At 76.1% G+C, this 17,062-nt stretch carries 16 protein-coding genes; 10 read left to right on the forward strand and 6 right to left on the reverse strand.

Annotated elements, in window-relative coordinates:
• The first annotated feature begins 20 nt into the window (after nucleotides 1-20).
• Complete coding sequence (locus ACN9MS_RS03740) at nucleotides 21-1,199, forward strand: FAD-dependent oxidoreductase (RefSeq protein ID WP_426311816.1); 1,179 nt, start codon at nucleotides 21-23, stop codon at nucleotides 1,197-1,199.
• A gap of 40 nt (nucleotides 1,200-1,239) precedes the next feature.
• Nucleotides 1,240-2,601, forward strand: a complete 1,362-nt coding sequence (locus ACN9MS_RS03745) for an MFS transporter (RefSeq protein WP_426310777.1) — start codon at nucleotides 1,240-1,242, stop codon at nucleotides 2,599-2,601.
• Nucleotides 2,602-2,702: 101 nt separating this feature from the next.
• On the opposite strand, the gene ACN9MS_RS03750 is transcribed toward ACN9MS_RS03745, so the two are convergent.
• The 6 genes from ACN9MS_RS03750 to ACN9MS_RS03775 all read right to left on the reverse strand — a co-directional run bounded on the left by ACN9MS_RS03750 (nucleotide 2,703) and on the right by ACN9MS_RS03775 (nucleotide 11,167).
• Entirely contained in the window at nucleotides 2,703-3,671 is a 969-nt protein-coding gene (locus ACN9MS_RS03750) for a pentapeptide repeat-containing protein (RefSeq protein ID WP_426310778.1), read from the reverse strand.
• A gap of 116 nt (nucleotides 3,672-3,787) precedes the next feature.
• Nucleotides 3,788-5,236 carry a cellulase family glycosylhydrolase gene (locus tag ACN9MS_RS03755; protein WP_426310779.1) on the reverse strand — a complete coding sequence of 483 codons (1,449 nt, stop codon included), beginning with the start codon at nucleotides 5,234-5,236 and terminating at the stop codon, nucleotides 3,788-3,790.
• Between the two features lie 204 nt (nucleotides 5,237-5,440).
• Nucleotides 5,441-7,459 (reverse strand): acetate--CoA ligase, encoded by a 2,019-nt coding sequence (gene acs / locus ACN9MS_RS03760; protein WP_426310780.1) that lies wholly within the window; start codon nucleotides 7,457-7,459, stop codon nucleotides 5,441-5,443.
• Between the two features lie 199 nt (nucleotides 7,460-7,658).
• The gene (locus tag ACN9MS_RS03765; RefSeq protein ID WP_426310781.1) at nucleotides 7,659-8,480 is read right to left on the reverse strand and encodes a TrmH family RNA methyltransferase; all 822 of its coding nucleotides are present in this window, start codon (nucleotides 8,478-8,480) and stop codon (nucleotides 7,659-7,661) included.
• A gap of 2 nt (nucleotides 8,481-8,482) precedes the next feature.
• Entirely contained in the window at nucleotides 8,483-9,973 is a 1,491-nt protein-coding gene (locus ACN9MS_RS03770; RefSeq protein WP_426310782.1) for an NAD-dependent malic enzyme, read from the reverse strand.
• A gap of 372 nt (nucleotides 9,974-10,345) precedes the next feature.
• Complete coding sequence (locus ACN9MS_RS03775) at nucleotides 10,346-11,167, reverse strand: HAD family hydrolase (protein ID WP_426310783.1); 822 nt, start codon at nucleotides 11,165-11,167, stop codon at nucleotides 10,346-10,348.
• Between the two features lie 144 nt (nucleotides 11,168-11,311).
• Between ACN9MS_RS03775 and ACN9MS_RS03780 the strand changes: the two genes are divergently transcribed.
• The 8 genes from ACN9MS_RS03780 to ACN9MS_RS03815 all read left to right on the forward strand — a co-directional run bounded on the left by ACN9MS_RS03780 (nucleotide 11,312) and on the right by ACN9MS_RS03815 (nucleotide 16,985).
• Nucleotides 11,312-12,028, forward strand: a complete 717-nt coding sequence (locus tag ACN9MS_RS03780; protein ID WP_426310784.1) for a pilus assembly protein FlpE — start codon at nucleotides 11,312-11,314, stop codon at nucleotides 12,026-12,028.
• Nucleotides 12,025-13,293: a TadA family conjugal transfer-associated ATPase gene (locus ACN9MS_RS03785; RefSeq protein ID WP_426310785.1), complete on the forward strand. Its 1,269-nt coding sequence runs from the start codon at nucleotides 12,025-12,027 to the stop codon at nucleotides 13,291-13,293. Before ACN9MS_RS03780 ends, ACN9MS_RS03785 begins: the two co-directional genes overlap by 4 nt.
• A gap of 7 nt (nucleotides 13,294-13,300) precedes the next feature.
• Nucleotides 13,301-13,951, forward strand: coding sequence for a hypothetical protein (locus ACN9MS_RS03790; protein ID WP_426310786.1), 651 nt, complete (start codon nucleotides 13,301-13,303; stop codon nucleotides 13,949-13,951).
• Nucleotides 13,948-14,568 (forward strand): type II secretion system F family protein, encoded by a 621-nt coding sequence (locus tag ACN9MS_RS03795; protein WP_426310787.1) that lies wholly within the window; start codon nucleotides 13,948-13,950, stop codon nucleotides 14,566-14,568. The genes ACN9MS_RS03790 and ACN9MS_RS03795 overlap by 4 nt, the downstream gene beginning before the upstream one ends.
• 209 nt (nucleotides 14,569-14,777) lie before the next feature.
• Nucleotides 14,778-15,584, forward strand: coding sequence for a phosphotransferase (locus ACN9MS_RS03800; RefSeq protein WP_426310788.1), 807 nt, complete (start codon nucleotides 14,778-14,780; stop codon nucleotides 15,582-15,584).
• A gap of 274 nt (nucleotides 15,585-15,858) precedes the next feature.
• The gene (locus ACN9MS_RS03805) at nucleotides 15,859-16,065 is read left to right on the forward strand and encodes a DUF4244 domain-containing protein (RefSeq protein ID WP_378230864.1); all 207 of its coding nucleotides are present in this window, start codon (nucleotides 15,859-15,861) and stop codon (nucleotides 16,063-16,065) included.
• A gap of 3 nt (nucleotides 16,066-16,068) precedes the next feature.
• Nucleotides 16,069-16,521: a TadE family type IV pilus minor pilin gene (locus ACN9MS_RS03810; protein WP_426310789.1), complete on the forward strand. Its 453-nt coding sequence runs from the start codon at nucleotides 16,069-16,071 to the stop codon at nucleotides 16,519-16,521.
• Nucleotides 16,518-16,985 (forward strand): Rv3654c family TadE-like protein, encoded by a 468-nt coding sequence (locus tag ACN9MS_RS03815; RefSeq protein ID WP_426310790.1) that lies wholly within the window; start codon nucleotides 16,518-16,520, stop codon nucleotides 16,983-16,985. The genes ACN9MS_RS03810 and ACN9MS_RS03815 overlap by 4 nt, the downstream gene beginning before the upstream one ends.
• Nucleotides 16,986-17,062 lie beyond the last annotated feature (77 nt).

The raw sequence follows: 17,062 nt of genomic DNA on the forward strand, positions 1-17,062 counted from the left end.
AGGTGACGGACGTGCGGGCGATGGTGGACGCGGTCGCGGGGACGACGGCCGGTGGTTCGGGGGACGGCGTGCGCGACGTCGTGGTCGTCGGCGCCGGGCAGGCGGGGCTGTCCGCGGCCTACCACCTGCGCCGTGCCGGGCTCGACCCGCTCGTGCTCGACGGCGGTCGCGGCCCCGGGGGCGCGTGGCAGGAGCGCTGGGACTCGCTGACGATGGCGGAGACGCACGCCGTGCACGACCTCCCGGGCGTCCCCCTCCCGGCCGGGGACGCCGCGGAGCGCGCGAACGTCGCCGTGCCGCGCTACTACGCCGCGTACGAGCGCGAGAACGACCTGCGCGTCGTGCGCCCGGCCACGGTCGACGACGTGGCCCAGGACCCCGAGGACCCTGCCCTGCTGCGCGTGCGCGCGTCCGTCGGCGCCGGGCCCGACCCGCGCGTGCTCACCGTGCGCACGCGCGCCCTCGTCAACGCGACGGGCACGTGGACCCGGCCGTTCTGGCCCCGCTACCCGGGGATGGAGACGTTCCGCGGCCGCCAGCTCCACACGCACGACTTCCGCGCGGCCGAGGACTTCGCGGGGCAGCACGTCGTGGTCGTGGGCGGCGGGGCGTCCGCGACGCAGCTCCTGCTCCAGATCGCCCCGCACGCGTCCGGTACCACGTGGGTCACGCGCCGCGAGCCCGTCTGGGTCGAGGAGGAGTTCTCGCCCGAGCTCGGGCGCGCGGCCGTCGCGCGCGTCGCCGCGCGCACCTCGGCGGGGCTCCCGCCAGGGAGCGTCGTCTCGGTCACGGGCCTGCCGCTCACGCCCCGTTATCGCGCGGGGATCGCGAGCGAGGTGCTGCGCCGTCGGCCGATGTTCGAGCGGGTGACGGCGTCGGGCGTCGAGTGGGCCGCGGGCGCGAACGACGACGGCCTGCTCTTCCAGCCCGCCGACGTCATCCTCTGGGCCACCGGGTTCCGCGCCGCGCTCGACCACCTCGCGCCGCTCGCCCTGCGCGCGCCCGGCGGCGGGATCGTCCTCGACGGCACGACGGCGGCGCGCGACCGGCGCGTCCAGCTCGTCGGGTACGGGCCCAGCGCGTCGACGATCGGCGCGAACCGGGCCGGGCGCGAGGCCGCGCGAGGAGTCCTGCGTGCGCTCGCCGCGAGCCCGGAGCTCGGGGGCGCGGCGGGATCTCGTCTCGCGGTGGCGGTGTAAGCCCTCGTCAGGGCGGTCCGCTGCGGCCTACGGTGCACCCGTGAGCACCGAGCCGCCCGCCCCCGACCCGTCGTCCCCGCGCCCCGAGGTGCCGGGAGACGTCCTGGCGTTCCCAACCCAGCGTCGCACCCTCACGACGCTCGCCGCGACGCAGGTCCTCTCGGGGGTCGGCGTCGCGAGCGGGATCGCGGTCGCGCCGCTCGTCGCGTCCGCGCTCTCGGGGTCGGACGCGATCGCGGGGCTCACCTCGACGTCGGGCGTCGTCGGCGCCGCGCTCGTCGCGCTGCCGCTCGCGCACGTCGCCGGGCAGCGCGGGCGACGGCCGTCCCTGCTCCTCGGCTTCGGTGTCGCGACAGGTGGTGCGGTCCTCGCGACGGTCGCCGTGCTCGTGGGCTCGTGGCCGCTGCTCGTCGTGGCCATGCTCCTGTTCGGGTCGGGCACCGCTGCCGGGCTCGCGTCCCGGTTCGCGGCGACCGACCTCGCGACGCCCCAGCGGCGCGCGCGCGACCTGTCCGTGGTCGTGTGGGCGACGACGGTGGGTTCCGTCGTCGGGCCGACGCTCGCCGGTCTCGCGGACCGCGTCGCCGGTCCGGGCCTGCGCCTCGGCGACGCCCACGCGCAGCACGGCTCGACCGCACCGAGCGCTGCGCCGTTCGTCCTCGCGGCGGTCGCGTTCGCGCTGGCGGCGACCGTCGTCGTGGTCTGGCTGCGGCCGGACCCGCTGCTCGCGTCGCGCGCGACGTCGGACCCGTCGGACGCCGCGGCGCCGGGTGCTGTGCCGAGCGACGGCAAGGGGTCGTCGTGGCGCGACGGTCTGCGTGCGGGGTGGGCCGTGGTGTCGGCCAGCCCGACGGCGCGCCTCGCCCTCGGCGCGATCGTCCTCAGCCACCTCGTCATGGTCGGTCTCATGTCCATGACCCCCGTCCACATGAACCACGGCGGCGCGACGCTCCAGGTCGTCGGTCTCGTCATCAGCGCGCACATCGCGGGCATGTACGCGCTCAGCCCGGTCGTGGGGTGGCTCGCGGACCGGGTCGGGCACGCGCGGGTCCTCTACGTCGGGGGCGCGCTGCTCCTCGCGGCGGCGGTGGTCGTGGCGGGCGCCCCGGGCGAGGACTCCGCGCGGCTGACGGTCGGCCTCGTGCTGCTCGGGCTCGGGTGGTCGTGCGGGCTCGTCGCCGGGTCGGCGCTGCTCGTCGACGCCACGCCCGGGCCGTCGCGCACGTCCGTGCAGGGCCTCTCCGACCTCGCGATGAACACGGGCGGCGCGGTCGGCGGCATCCTCGCCGGGGCGATCATCGGCTTCTCCTCGTACGGCGCGCTCGCCTGGGGCGCGGCCGCGCTCGTCGTCGTGTGCGCCATCGTGGCGGCCCCGCTGGCGCGACGGGCCACCCTGCGCTGACCGAGACCGACGAGATCGGCGGTCCCGGTCGGGATCGGCGGTCGCAGCTGCCGATCTCGACCGCGAGCGCCGATCTCGCGGTGTGACCGGTGGGAGCGGACTCAGGCGACGGCGGCCGGGAGTGCCGTGCGCTCGTCCCGGCGGACCGCACCGGCCTGCGCCGGGGTGAGGAACAGCGCCCGGGAGAGGTCGGTGCCGCGCGCGTCGGCGCCGCGCAGGTCCGCGCCGAGGAGGTCGACGGCGTCGAACCGGGCCCCGCGGAGGTCCGCACCGAGCAGCAGCGCGCCGCGGAGATCGGAACCGGTGAGGTCGAGACCGCGCAGGTCGGCGCCGACGAGGTCCGCGCCTGGCCGCAGCCTGCGGCGCAAGCCGCCGTCGGGTGCTCGGTGCACGACGACGGAGCCCGGCGCGCGGTCGCCACGACCGTCTCTGGGTCCTCGGCTGAGGGTGCTCCGCGATCCGGCGTCAACGACTCCCCGTTGCGGAGGGCGGGACGCGGTGGCCCGGGCCGCGTCGCGCACGAGCACGCTCGCCCGGTCGATCAGCGGCCCGACGTCACGGCGGACGGTGCCGACGTCGAGCGCGAGGAGGGCGGCCGGGGCGAGGTCCGCGAGGGGGGCCGTCTGCGCGAGGGCCCGCCGTGCGTCGTCGTGCACGGGCGCCGCCGCGGGCAGCGACAGCACCTCGGCGAGGTACCAGAGCAGCTCCTGGAGCTGCGTGACGACGGGGAGCACGGCGAACGCGTCGCGCGCGGCGGCGGGGTCGTCGCGCCACGTCGCGCCGTCGTGCGCGGACCGGACGGCCGCCGTCACGCGCTGGCCCGCCCCGAGGCAGTCGTACGCGACGCAGCCGGGGAACCCGGACTCTCGCAGCCGTGAGTGGATGCCGCACCCGAAGCTCTCGCGCAGGTTCGGGCACGGCGTGCCCGCGGGCTTGTCGATCGCGAAGTCGGCGGAGCGCACGAGGTGCAGCCCCACGCAGCACAGGCCGGTGCAGCGCGCGCAGTCGCTGCGCAGGTCGAGCTGCTCGACGAGGAGGGCGCGACCGTCGGCCGCGGGAACGGGTGGCACGTCTCGACGCTACGCCGTCCGCGGGCGGCCGGGCACGGACATATCCGCCGCCGGGCGAGGGAGGGCGACCGGGTCCTGCGCGACCTGGTCGCCGGTCCCGCGCCCGGCGTGGAGGGTCAGGGAGCGGTGCAGGCCGCCGTGGGGGCGGTGCCGGGAGCGGCGCCCGTCGCGATGAAGCCGGCGGTCGTCGTGGCGCCCGCGGCGAGGGCGCCGTTCCACGCGGCGTTCGTCACCCGCTCGCCCGAGGCGGTCGCGCCGTGCACGCCGCCCCAGAGCTGCGCGACGGCGGTGCCCGACGGCAGCGCGAACGTCGCCGTCCAGCCCGTGACCGCGGCGTCACCCGCCGTGACGACCAGCTCGCCCTGCCACCCGCCGGGCCACGCGTTCGCGACGCGGACCGTCGCGGAGCACGCCCCGTCGTCCGGAGGGTCGGTCGGGTCGGGCGGGTCGGTGGGGTCCGGCGGGTCCACCGGTCCGTCGCCGCCGAACCACGACGCCTCGACCGCGGTCTCGCGCAGGCCGCCCGGCCCGTCGATGACGCGCGTCCCCCAGGCGCTCGGCGACGCGGCGTCGAACCCGAGGACCATGTCGAGGTACGGGTCGGTGTTGCCGCTCCACGACCACGCGAGCCAGCCGAGGTCGAGGCGGTTCGCCTCGGCGATGACGACGTCCGCGTCGACGTCGCCCTCCGCGCGCTTCCAGCCGAACTCGCCGACCATGATCGGCAGCCCGGCGTCCACGAAGTGCTCCAGGTAGTCGGTGACCGTCGCCGCCTGCGCGAACACGCCGTACATGTGGATGGAGAAGATCGTGTTCGTGTCCGGGTCGGCGTCGAACACGCCCTGCGCCTCGGCGCGCATGACGTTCGTCCAGTCCTGGCCCCAGTTCGGGGCGTCGACGACGATCGCGTGCTCGTAGCCGATGCCGCGCAGGCGCTGGATCGCGGCCGACGTCTCGGGCGCCCACCGCTGGTTGACCGTCGCGTCGTTGCCGAACGGCTCGTTGCCGATGTTGACGAGGACGAAGTCCTCCGTCCCGGCGAGCGTCGGGTACAGGTCCTCCCAGTAGTCGACCGCCTGGTCGAGGGTCCCGGCGTCGGGTGCGTACTGGTCGCCGTAGCCCGTGGTGTCGTGCACCTCGAGGACGCACACGAGGCGGTTCTCCTCGCACAGGTCGACGACGTGCGCGACGTCCTCGGGGGAGTTGCGCGTCCACTGGTCGCCGCTCGACAGGACGACGCGCACCGTGTTGGCGCCGGACTCCTTGATGTCGGCGAACGACCCCGTGGTGTGCGTGTACCAGGTGTGCGCGTGGTTGACGCCGCGCAGCACGAGGTCCGTGCCGTCGGCCTCGACGACCCTCCCGTCCGCGACGTGGATGCCCGGCGGCGTGTCCTCCCCGGTCCCGGTCTCGGCGGCCGCCGCCGACCGCGCGGTGACCGTGGCGACCGCGCCGCACGTGGCGAGGACCGCGGCGGTCACGAGCCCCGCGACGATCGTGGCGGACCGTGCGGTCCCGGGCGGTCGTGCGGCGTCGGCGTCGGGTACGGGAGCGGTGCGGCTCATCGGACGACCTCGTCTCTGTCGGCTGCGCACGCCCGGGTCGGCGTGCCCCGACATCGTGCGGCCGGGGCTCCGCCGTCGGGCAGGGCCTGAACCGATTAAGCGACGTCGCCCGCTGCCGAGCACGAGCCGCCCAAGCGCGAGAACGGGGTCGGTGTCGTTCTCGTGCGGAGAACGACACCGACCCCGTGGTCGGCGTGGGCCCGGTCAGTCGTCGGAGGACGACGGCTTCTGGAGGCCGGCCGAGATGAGCTCCATGACCGACGAGTCGGCGAGGGTCGTCGCGTCGCCGACGGTGCGGTTCTCCGCGACGTCGCGCAGCAGGCGGCGCATGATCTTGCCGGACCGGGTCTTGGGCAGCTCCGGCACGACGAGGATGCGCTTGGGCTTGGCGATCGGGCCGATCTCCTTCGCCACGTGGTTGCGCAGCTCGGTCTGCACGGCGGCGGCGCCGTCGGCGTCCGCGGCCCGGGCCGCGTGCTCGCCGCGCAGGATGACGAACGCGACGACGGCCTGGCCTGTGAGGTCGTCGCTCGCGCCGACGACCGCGGCCTCCGCGACGATCTCGTTCGACACCAGCGCCGACTCGATCTCCGTGGTGGAGAGGCGGTGGCCCGAGACGTTCATGACGTCGTCGACGCGCCCGAGGAGCCAGATGTCGCCGTCCTCGTCCTTCTTGGCGCCGTCGCCCGCGAAGTAGATCCCCGGGAAACGCGACCAGTACGTGTCCTTGAAGCGCTCGAGGTCGCCCCAGATGCCGCGCAGCATGGACGGCCACGGCTCGGACAGCACGAGGTACCCGCCGCCACCGTTCGGCACGGAGTGCGCCTCGTCGTCGACGACGTCCGCGACGATGCCCGGGAGCGGCACCTGGGCGGAGCCCGGCTTGGCGGCCGTCACGCCGGGGAGCGGCGAGATCATGATCGCGCCGGTCTCGGTCTGCCACCACGTGTCGACGATCGGCGTGCGGTCGCCGCCGATCACGCGGCGGTACCACATCCACGCCTCGGGGTTGATGGGCTCGCCCACCGACCCGAGCACGCGCAGCGACGAGAGGTCGAACTTCGCCGGGATCTCCTCGCCCCACTTCATGCACGCGCGGATCGCGGTCGGCGCGGTGTAGAGGATCGAGACCTTGTACTTCTCGACGATCTCCCACCAGCGACCCTGGTGCGGGGAGTCCGGGGTGCCCTCGTAGATCACCTGCGTCGCGCCGTTGAGCAGCGGCCCGTAGACGACGTACGAGTGGCCCGTGACCCAGCCGATGTCAGCCGTGCACCAGTAGACGTCGGTCTCGGCCTTGAGGTCGAAGACGTTGCGGTGCGTGTACGCGGCCTGGGTGAGGTACCCGCCGGTCGTGTGCAGGATGCCCTTGGGCTTCCCGGTCGTCCCGGACGTGTAGAGGATGAACAGCGGGTGCTCGGCCTCGACCCACACGGGCGTGTGCGTCGTGTCGGCCGACTCGAGCGCGTCGTGCCACCACACGTCGCGGCCCTCGGTCCAGGCGGTGTCCTGGCCGGTGCGGCGCACGACGAGCACGTGCTCGACCGTCGTCGGGTCCGCGCCTTCCTTGGGTGCGATCGCCTCGTCCACAGCCGGCTTGAGCGCGGAGGCCGCGCCGCGGCGGTACCCGCCGTCGGCCGTGATGACGAGCTTCGCCTCGGCGTCGGCGATGCGGCTGCGCAGCGCGTCGGCCGAGAACCCGCCGAACACGACCGAGTGCGGGGCGCCGACCCGCGCGCACGCGAGCATCGCGACGACGGCCTCGACGACCATCGGCAGGTAGATGACGACGCGGTCGCCCGTCTCCACGCCGAGCGCGGCGAGCGCGTTGGCGGCGCGCGACACGTCGCGCTGCAGCTCCGCGTACGTCACCGTGCGCGTGTCGCCCGGCTCGCCCTCGAAGTGGATCGCGACCCGGTCGCCCAGGCCCGCCTCGACGTGGCGGTCCACCGCGTTGTAGGCGGCGTTGAGCGTGCCGTCCGCGAACCAGCGCGCGACGGGGGCCTGCGACCAGTCGAGCGTCTCGGTGAACGGCGTGCGCCACGTGACGAGGTCGTTCGCCTGCCGCGCCCAGAACGCGAGCCGGTCGGCCCGCGCCTCCTCGTAGAGCGCGGGCTGCGCGTTCGCCTGCGCGGCGAACTCCGGGCTCGGCGGGAAGCTCCGGGTCTCGTGGAGGAGGTTCTCCAACCCGGGCTGAGCAGTGGTGGACTCGTTCTCTGGCACGCTGACCTCCGGTGCGCATCGACTCTGGTGCGGCGCCCGCGCGTGGGCCACCGGGGGAGCGGAGGCGGACGCAGGGCGGTCGGACGCCCACCGCGGCGGGCCCCGACCTTCGGGAGTCTAGACCCGTTGTCGTGAGCGCGGTCACAGCGGTCCACCATTCGGCGGGATCGCTCGCAAAATGCCCCGAGGGTGGGTCGGGTCAGCGCGCCCGGCGCTGCCGGACCGCCTCGTACAGCACGACCGTCGTCGCGCTCGCGGCGTTGAGCGAGCTCGCCGAGCCGAGCATGGGGATGCTCACCATGACGTCGCACGCCTCGCGCCAGCCCGCGCTGAGGCCGGTCGTCTCGTTGCCGGTGAGGACGAGCGTCGGGCCGGTGAGGTCGTGCTCCGCGAGCTCGACGTCGCCGTGCTCGTCCGTCCCGAGCAGGGTCAGCCGCACCCCGGCGGAGCGCTGCGCGGCGACCCAGTCGAGGACGTCGCGCCCCGCGGGGACGCGGACCGTCGGCACGGAGAATATCGAGCCGGTGCTGGCGCGCACGGCGCGCGGGTCGTACGGGTCGGCCGCGTGGCCCGCGACGACCAGGCCCCCGCCCCCGAACGCGTCGAGCGACCGCGCGACCGTCCCGACGTTCCCCGGGCTCGTGGGCCGGTCCAGCACGACGCCGAGGAACGCGGCGTCGTCCCCACCCGCGGCGATCCGCCCCAGGTCGTCGGGCGGCGTCGCGACGATCGCGAGCAGCTCGGGCGCGTCGTCGTCCTTGCCGCCGAGCTCGCGCATCAGCTCGGACGACACGGCGAACCGCTGGGTGCGCACCCGGTCGAGCATCGCGTGCGCCCAGCTCGAGAGCGACCGGTCCGCATCGACGAGCCACGTCCGCACGGTCCAGCCCGACTCGACGGCGAGCGTGATCGGCCGCACCCCCTGGACGACCATCTCGCCCGCGCGGTGCCGCTTGGTGCGGTTGGTGAGCAGCGCCTCCCACTGCTGGAACGCGGCGTTGCGGGTGGTGACGCGCTGCACGGTCAGGCCTCCGGGGTGGTGGTCGAGGTCGGCGAGGCCGACGTGGGCGCCGTCGCGGGCGCGACGCGCGGGAGCCCGCCGGTGAGCGCGGCGGGCTCGGCCTCGTCGGCGGCGCGCGCGGCCCGCTCGACGGCGGCGGCGACGAGCGTCGTCACCTCGGGGTTGAACACGCTCGGGATGATGTAGGTGGGGTTGAGCTGGTCCTCGTGGATCGCGGACGCGAGGGCGCGGGCCGCGGCGAGCAGCATCCCGTCGGTGATGCGGTGCGACTGCGCGTCGAGGAGGCCGCGGAACACGCCGGGGAACGCGAGGACGTTGTTGATCTGGTTCGCGAAGTCGGAGCGCCCGGTACCGACGATGGCCGCGTGCCGCGCCGCCTCGACCGGGTCGACCTCGGGGCGGGGGTTCGCCATCGCGAAGACGATCGCGCCGGGCGCCATGCGCGCGACGTCGTCGCCGGTGAGGACGTCAGGCGCGGACACGCCGATGAAGACGTCCGCGTCCACGACCGCCTCGCGCAGCGTCCCGGTGACGCGCCGCGGGTTGGTGTTGACCGCCGTCCACGCGAGCGACGGCGACAGACCCGGCCGCGCGGGGTGGACGACGCCCTCGATGTCGGCGACGACGACGTCGTGCGCGCCCGCGGCGAGCAGCAGCTTGAGCACCGCGGTCCCGGCGGCACCGGCGCCCGACAGCACGATGCGCACGTCCGGCAGGTCCTTGCCCACGACCTTCAGCGCGTTCGTCAGCGCCGCGAGCGCGACGATCGCCGTGCCGTGCTGGTCGTCGTGGAACACGGGGATGTCGAGCTCGGCGCGCAGGCGGGCCTCGATCTCGAAGCAGCGCGGCGCCGAGATGTCCTCGAGGTTGATGCCCGCGAACACGGGCGCGATGGCCTTGACGGTGCGCACGATCTCGTCGACGTCGGTCGTGTCGAGCGCGATCGGGAACGCGTCGATGCCGGCGAACCGCTTGAACAGCGCGGCCTTGCCCTCCATGACGGGCAGCGAGGCGAGCGGGCCGATGTCACCCAGCCCGAGCACGGCCGAGCCGTCGGTGACCACCGCGATGGTGTTGCGCTTGATCGTGAGGCGGCGCGCGTCGTCGGGCTTGGCCGCGATGGCCTCGCACACGCGCGCGACGCCGGGCGTGTAGATCATCGACAGGTCGTCGCGGTTGCGGATCGGCACCTTGGACTCGATCTGCAGCTTGCCGCCCAGGTGCAGCAGGAACGTGCGGTCCGAGACGCGGTCGACGACGACGCCCGGCAGCGCGCGCAGCGCCTCGACGATCTGCCCGGCGTGCTCCTCGCCGCGGGTCGCGACCGTGACGTCGACCGTGATGCGCTCGTGGCCCGACGCCGTGACGTCGAGCGCGGAGACGATGCCGCCCGTGTGCTCGATCGCCGTCGTCAGCTCGCTCACGGCGGTGGGGCGCGCCTCGACCTGGAGACGGACGGTGATGGAGGAGGAGACACTCGGCGCTGACGTCATGGGCTCCAGTATCGCGCGGCGACCACGCGCCCGGCACGACGACGGCGCCCCCTCAGGAGCGCCGTCCCGCCAGCATCGCGGCGGCTATCAGGCGTGCAACCGTGTCCGCTGCAACGGCGCGAGGTGGCCGTCGTGGCCGGGTCTCGTCCGGTCAGCGAGTCCCTACGTGGACTTCCTGCGCGTGGGTACCGCCGAGATGCTGTTGTCCCTCCATCACAGCCCGGACGGTCGGCGGGCGCAACCGCTCCCCGGGGACTTCCACACCGTGTTCTACAGCCGTTCGAACAGCCCCGAGCGGTTGGTCCGGGAGGTCCGGATCGGGCCCCTTCGGCGTGGGAGCCCGGTGGGTTCGTGACCTCGGCTCGGCCTCGTTCAGTCGCGGCCGCGACGGCGCAGCGCGCGCCAGACGACCCACGCCACGACGCCGAGCGCGACGACGCCGGCCGCGGCGAGGGCCGGCGTCGACCCGGCGAGGTGCGACCGCAGGGCGACGGGCTTGGAGAACGTCAGGGCGCCCCAGCCGTGCTCGGCAGCGAGCCGGCGCAGCGTCCGGTCGGGGTTGACGACGAACGCGTGCCCGACGGCGCCCAGCATGGGTGCGTCGGTCACGGAGTCGGAGTAGGCGTAGCTCGCCTCCAGGTCGTACCCCTCGCGCTCCGCGAGCTCGCGGAGCGCGACGGCCTTGTTCTCGCCGTACGCGTAGAAGTCGATCGCGCCCGTGTACCGGCCGTCCTCGACGGCCATGCGCGACGAGATCGCGTGGTCGGCGCCCAGCACCGCCGCGATGGGCTCGACGACCTCGCTCCCGGAGGCGGACACGATGACGACGTCGTGCCCGTGCTCGTGGTGGGACTCGATGAGCTCGACCGCCTCCGCGTAGACGACGGGGTCGATGTGCTCGTGCAGCGTCTCCTCCACGATGCGCGACACCGTGGCCACGTCCCACCCGGTCACGAGGCTCGACAGGTGCGCGCGCATGCGCTCGGTCTGGTCGGCGTCCGCGCCGCCGACCATGAACAGGAAGTGCGCGTACGCGCTGCGCAGCACGTCCCCGCGGTTGATGAGCCCGCCGGCGAAGAACGGCCGGGAGAACGCCGCGGCCGACGACGTCGCGATGATCGTCTTGTCCAGGTCGAAGAACGCGGCGACCCGGCCGGCACGCGGCGGGTCCGTCGGGTCCGGGAGCGGGGTCACGGTCGCGAGCCTAGCCGCGGAACGTGGCCGTCCACAGGAGCGCTCGCCGGGGTGCCCGTCCACAGGTCGCGCGCGCGGCCCGACGACGCCCCGCCGGTCAGGGCAGGGTGGGGCGCCGGTCGACGGGCAGCGGAGGAGGACGCGATGGGCGGAGCGGTCGTGGCGGTGGTGGGAGCGCGCGGCGGGGCGGGGGCGAGCGTCGTCGCGGCCTCGCTCGCCCGCGCGGTGGCACGACGCCGCGCACCCACCTGCCTGGTCGACCTCGCGCTCGTGGGCGGTGGTCTCGACGTGCTCCTCGGGATCGAGCAGGACCCGGGGGTGCGCTGGCCGGACCTGGCCGACGCGCGCGGCCGGCTCGACGGCGAGGACCTCCTCGCGCGCCTCCCGCGGTGGGGCACGGTCCCGGTCGTCAGCACCGAGCGCGGCGGCGGCCCGGAGGCCGCGGCGCTCGCGGACGTCGTGGCCGGGCTCGCCGAGGTCACGTCCGGCCGGTCGGGGGTGCTCGTGCTCGACGTCGACCGTGCCGCGATCGGGTCGGGCGCGGTCGGCGCCGGGCTGCTCCGGGCGTGCGACGAGGTGCTGGTCGTGACGCCGCTCGACGTGGCCGGGGTCGCGGGCGCCGCGGCGGTGCGCGACCGGGTCCCCGGTCGGGCGGCGCTCGTCCTGCGCCGGCCCGCTCCGGGGCGGTTGTCCGGCGGCGAGGTCGCGGACGCCGTCGGGCTCGAGGTCGCCGCGACGGTCGGCTGGGACCGCGCGCTCGCCGGGGCGATCGAGCGCGGCCAGGGTCCGTGCGTCGGCCGGGGGCCGGTCGTCCGCGCGGGTCGGGACCTCGCGGCGCGGTACGCGGGGAGCGACCGGTGAGCGGGCGCGACGCGGTCCCGGGGCGGACCGAGCGGGGGCGCGGCCCGCTGCTCGACGGCGTGCGGGACCGCCTCGTGCGGGCCGGCGCCGAGCCGGGGGCGGGACCCGACGACGCGGCCGTCGCCGACGCGCTGCGGGCGTCCGGGCGCGTGCTCGGTACCACCGCCCTGCGGGAGCTCACCCGCACGGCGCACGCGGAGATCTTCGGTGCCGGCCCGCTCCAGCGCTACCTCGACGAGCCGGGCGTGACCGACGTGCTCGTCAACGGGCCCGACGAGGTCTGGGTCGACCGCGGGGCCGGGCTCCAACGGGTCGTCGTCGCGCTCGGCGGGCCGGAGGCCGTGCGGTCGCTGGCCGTACGGCTTGCCGCCGCCGGCGGGCAGCGCCTCGACGACGCCTCGCCCGTGGTCGACGCCCGGCTCCCCGACGGGACGCGGCTCCACGCGGTGGTGGCACCCGTGTGCGGGCCCGGGGCCGTGATCTCGTTGCGCGTGCTGCGGACGCGGACGTTCGGGCTGGCCGACCTCGTCGCGTCCGGCACGGTCCCGGGTGCCTGGGAGCCGGTCCTGCGCGGGCTCGTCGCCCGGCGCGCGAGCGTCCTCGTGTCCGGCGGGACCGGCACCGGCAAGACGACGCTGCTCGCCGCGCTGCTCGCGCTCGTCCCGCCCGACGAGCGCATCGTCTGCGTGGAGGAGGCGCGCGAGCTCGACCCGCACCACCCGCACGTCGTCCCGCTCACCGCGCGGCGGGCGAACGTCGAGGGTGCCGGCGGGGTCGACCTTGCCGACCTCGTGCGTGCCGCCCTGCGGATGCGGCCCGACCGCATCGTGCTCGGTGAGTGCCGCGGGGCGGAGGTCCGCGAGGTGCTCATGGCTCTCAACACCGGTCACGAGGGCGGGCTGGCGACCATCCACGCCAACGACGTCGAGGTGATCCCCGCCCGGTTGGAGGCGTTGGCGGCGCTCGCGGGCATGGACCGCGCCGCCGTGGCGGCACAGGCGGTCGGCGGGCTCGACGTCGTGCTGCACCTGCGCCGCGTGCGCGTGGGCGGCACGACCCGGCGCGTGCTCGCCCAGGTCGGGGTCGTGCGGGGCGACGTCCGGGCGGGGCTCCGGGTGGACGTCGCGGCCTCGTGGGACGGGGTGCCCGGCCTGCGCGGGGGCTCCTTCGACAGCGACGGTGAGGGCGACGGCGGCAGCCCCGGCGGCACCGGGCCGGTCGCGGGCCCGGCCTGGGACGAGCTCGTGGCGCGGTGGTGCACGTGAGGCCCGTATGACGGTCGTCGTGGGCGTGCTCGTCGGGGCCGCGGTCTGGTGCGTGGCAGCGCGCGGCGGGCGGCGGGCCGGCAGCGTCGTCGGCACCCCGTCGCCGCGGCCCGGGCGACCGGCGTTCCTGCGGCGTCGGTCCCGGGCGCGGGCGGTGCCGGAGCTGGTGCGCGTCGTCGTGACGCAGGTGGGTTCGCTCCTGCGGTCCGGTGCCGCGCCCGGGGTCGCGTGGGAGCGGGCGGTCGGGGTGCGGGTCGACGCCGCGGGCGTCCCGCGGGTCGCCGAGCTCGCGCCGCACGTGGGCGGGACGGCGACCGCGCAGGCCCTCGTGGCGGCGTGCCGGCTGGCGGTCGAGGTGGGCGCGCCGCTCGCCTCCGTGCTCGACGAGGTCGCGGCCTCGGTGGCGGCGGACGCGGAGGCGCGCGCGGAGCGGGACGCGGCGCTCGCGGGGCCTCGGGCGACCGCGCGCGTGCTCCTGTGGCTCCCGGCGGTCGGTGTGCTGCTGGGCTACGTCCTCGGTGCCGACCCGCTCGGCACCGCGACCGATGGCGGCCTCGGGACGGCCGGGGTCCTGCTCGGGCTCCTGCTCCTGCTCGCGGGCCGCACCTGGTCCGCGCGGCTCGTCGAGCGGGCACGCAGCGCGGGGGAGGACCGGTGACCGCGCTCCTGGTGACGGCGTGGGCCCTGGCGGCGACCGCGCCGTGGTGGGCAGCGCGGACGGGCGTCTCGCGGCGGGCCGTCGCGGTGTCGCGAGGCGCCGAGAGCACCGCCGGCAGTCCCGACGGGGCGTGGGGTGAGGGGGAGCGGGAGGCACGGGGCGCAGGTCGGGGGCGCCGGGACGCCGACCGCCTCGAGACGGGCGTGCTCCTCGAGCTCCTCGCGGCGGCGGTCCGCTCCGGCGCGGCCGTCCCGCGCGCCCTGGACGTGGTCGGGTCGTGCGTCGGTGGTCGGGAGGGTGCCGGCCTGCGGGCCGCGGGTGCTGCCCTCCTCCTCGGCGCGTCGTGGGAGGCCGCCTGGTCGACGGCGCCACAGCGGCTCGCGGTCGTGCAGCGCGCGCTGCGTCCGGCCTGGCTGCACGGTGCGGCCCCCGCTCCCGCGCTGCGGGCCGCGGCGCAGGCGTCGCGACAGGACCGGACCGCCGCGGCCAAGGCCGCCGCGGCGCGGCTCGCCGTGCACCTCGTGCTCCCGCTCGGCGCCTGCTTCCTCCCGGCGTTCGTGCTCGTCGGGCTCGTCCCCGTCCTCGTCTCGCTGGGGTCTGGTCTGCTGGGCGGTTAGTCGAGACTCCCGGACTCCCGGACTCCCGGACTCCCGGACTCCCGGACTCCCGGACTGCCGGGCTGCCGGGCTGCCGGCACTGGGACAAGCGCGTGGAGGACCGCGACCGGTGGTGCGCGACCCGTACCCGTGCCCGGTCCTTGCTTGTGCGGGGTGGAGCATGAGTGCCGTTCCTGCCGCGCCGACGGGCCGCTCGCTACGGTGGGTCCATGGATGCGACCGCCGTCGGCCCGACCGAGCCGGGAGCTCTCGCCCAGGGGCTCTGGGAGGAGGTCGGGAGCGGCGAGTCGTCCTCCCGGGTCTTCGTGAGCAAGGACGGTGCTCGGTACGCGAAGGTCGCGAGCGGCGACTACGTGGCCGCGCTGGCCGGGGAGCGTGACCGTGTGCGGTGGGCCGCCGACAGCGGGATCCGCGGGCCGCGGTTGCTGGGTTGGGCGGACGCCCCCGACGGGGCGGTCCTGACGACCAGCGCGGTGGCGGGGACGCCCGCCGACCAGGTCCGTCCCGACCAGGTCCGCCGGGCGTGGGAGAACGTCGTGGCGGCGGTCGGGGCGCTCCACGACGTCTCCACCGGCGGCTGCCCGTTCGACCGAGGGCTGCGCACCATGTACGCGCTGGCGCAGGACGTGGTGGCGCAGGGCGCCGTGCGCCGGGAGTTCCTGCGCCCCGAGCAGGAGTCCCGGACGGGCCGCGACCTCCTCGCCGACCTCGCCGCCGAGCTTCCCCTGCGTCAGGAGCAGGAGGTGGCCGACCAGGTGGTCTGCCACGGCGACCTGTGCCTGCCCAACATCCTGCTCGACCCCGAGACGCTGGAGGTCTCCGGGTTCGTCGACCTCGGTCGCCTCGGCGTGGCCGACCGGCACGCCGACCTCTCGTTGCTGCTCGCGAGCGCGCAGGACACGTGGCCGGACGAGGCCCAGCACCTCCAGGACCAGCTCCAGCCGCTCTACGGGTCTCCGGTCGACGCGGACCGGCTCCGGTTCCACCTCCTCCTGGACCCCCTGACCTGGGACTGACGGCCCGCAGGGAGCCACGCTCCTCGGCGTTCCGAGCGGCGCGACCGGCGGGCGCGGAGCCTCGGGTGCGCACTCGTGCAGGAGCCTCGGCCCGCGCACGTGCCGGGTCCTCGGCACGACGATCCCCGGCGCGCGGGGACCGCAGCCGTCCACAGGTCCGTCGCGCGAGGGTCCCGTCCACCGGCGGCGCGGGGCAGGGTGCGGACCCGGTCGTCGACCCGCCACGGTGTCCTGGACCGCCCGCGGACGCGGGCCACGAGAGGGGAGACCTGACATGCCAGGACAGGTTCGGCGCGTGCTCGCGCGCCTGACGGGGACGAGCACGGGACAGGACCGTGAGGCCGGTCTTGCGACCGCGGAGTACGCCATCGCGACCGTCGCGGCGGCAGGCTTCGCCGGGCTGCTCATCGTCGTGCTCAAGAGCGGCGAGGTGCGCGAGCTGCTGCTCGGCATCGTGCGCAGCGCGCTGTCGCTGGGCTGAGCCGTGCGACGGGACGCAGGCACGGGCACCGGTGCGTGGGGCAGGTCCCGGCCGTGGGTGCTCCGCTCGCGCGAGATCCGTCCGCGCGAGGTCCGTACCCGTGGGGTCCGGTCGCGCGGCGACCGGGAGCGGGGTGCGGTCACGGCCGAGCTCGCCGTCGCGCTGCCGGCGGTCGTCCTCGTCCTCGTCGTCGTCCTCACCCTCGCCGCGGCGGCGGGCGCTCAGATGCGCTCCGCCGACGCGGCGAGGGCCGCCGCGCGTGCTGCGGCCATCGGCGAGGACGACGCCACCGTCCGGTCGACGGCGCTGCGGGTGGCGGGCGACGGCGCGACCGTCGGCGTCGTGCGTGGCGACCCGTGGGTCGAGGTCCGCGTCACGACGCCCGTCATCGGCGGGTGGCTCTCCTCCTCGCCCCTGCGCGCGAGCGGCGAGGCCGTCGCGTGGGTCGAGCCATGACCCCGGAACCGGCTGTGGTCGGGGACGGCCCGGTCGCGCGAGCGCGGCGAGCTCGCAGCACTGGTCGCGGTGCGGACCCGGCCGGGATCGCGCGGCCCGACGACGCGCCCGACGCGGAGCGCGGCGCGGGGACGGTGCTCGTGCTCGGGATCGTCGCCGCCGTGCTCGTGCTCGCCCTCGGGCTGGCCGCGCTCGCGCACGCCCAGGCGGCCCGCGGGACGGCGCAGACGGGCGCGGACCTCGCGGCGCTCGCGGCCGCCACGGCTGCTCGGGACGGCTGGGACCCGTGCGGCCGCGCCCGTGAGGTCGCCGCCCGCAACGCGGTGGCGGTCACCGCATGCGCCGAGCAGGGCGGAGGGGTCGTAAGGGTCGACGTCGCCTCGACCGATGGCGTCACCGTCCTCGGTGTCGCGCTCGGCCGGGCGAGCGCCGCCGCACGCGCAGGCCCGGCGACCGCACGATGACCGCGGTGCTACCTCGCGCAACCACGGTTCGATCTCGCGCAACCTCGGTTCTACGTCGCGGCACCCGGGTTCTCTCC

Source organism: Cellulosimicrobium sp. E-16 (assembly GCF_049913115.1).
Lineage (GTDB): Bacteria > Actinomycetota > Actinomycetes > Actinomycetales > Cellulomonadaceae > Cellulosimicrobium.

Bases quoted from the DNA above. Each gene is read 5' to 3' on its own strand.
- ACN9MS_RS03790 (WP_426310786.1), top strand. From the start codon at position 13,301: ATGACGGTCGTCGTGGGCGTGCTCGTCGGGGCCGCGGTCTGGTGCGTG.
- ACN9MS_RS03815 (WP_426310790.1), top strand. From the start codon at position 16,518: ATGACCCCGGAACCGGCTGTGGTCGGGGACGGCCCGGTCGCGCGAGCG.
- ACN9MS_RS03780 (WP_426310784.1), top strand. From the start codon at position 11,312: ATGGGCGGAGCGGTCGTGGCGGTGGTGGGAGCGCGCGGCGGGGCGGGG.
- ACN9MS_RS03740 (WP_426311816.1), top strand. From the start codon at position 21: ATGGTGGACGCGGTCGCGGGGACGACGGCCGGTGGTTCGGGGGACGGC.
- ACN9MS_RS03800 (WP_426310788.1), top strand. From the start codon at position 14,778: ATGGATGCGACCGCCGTCGGCCCGACCGAGCCGGGAGCTCTCGCCCAG.
- ACN9MS_RS03755 (WP_426310779.1), bottom strand. From the start codon at position 5,236: ATGAGCCGCACCGCTCCCGTACCCGACGCCGACGCCGCACGACCGCCC.
- ACN9MS_RS03805 (WP_378230864.1), top strand. From the start codon at position 15,859: ATGCCAGGACAGGTTCGGCGCGTGCTCGCGCGCCTGACGGGGACGAGC.
- ACN9MS_RS03770 (WP_426310782.1), bottom strand. From the start codon at position 9,973: ATGACGTCAGCGCCGAGTGTCTCCTCCTCCATCACCGTCCGTCTCCAG.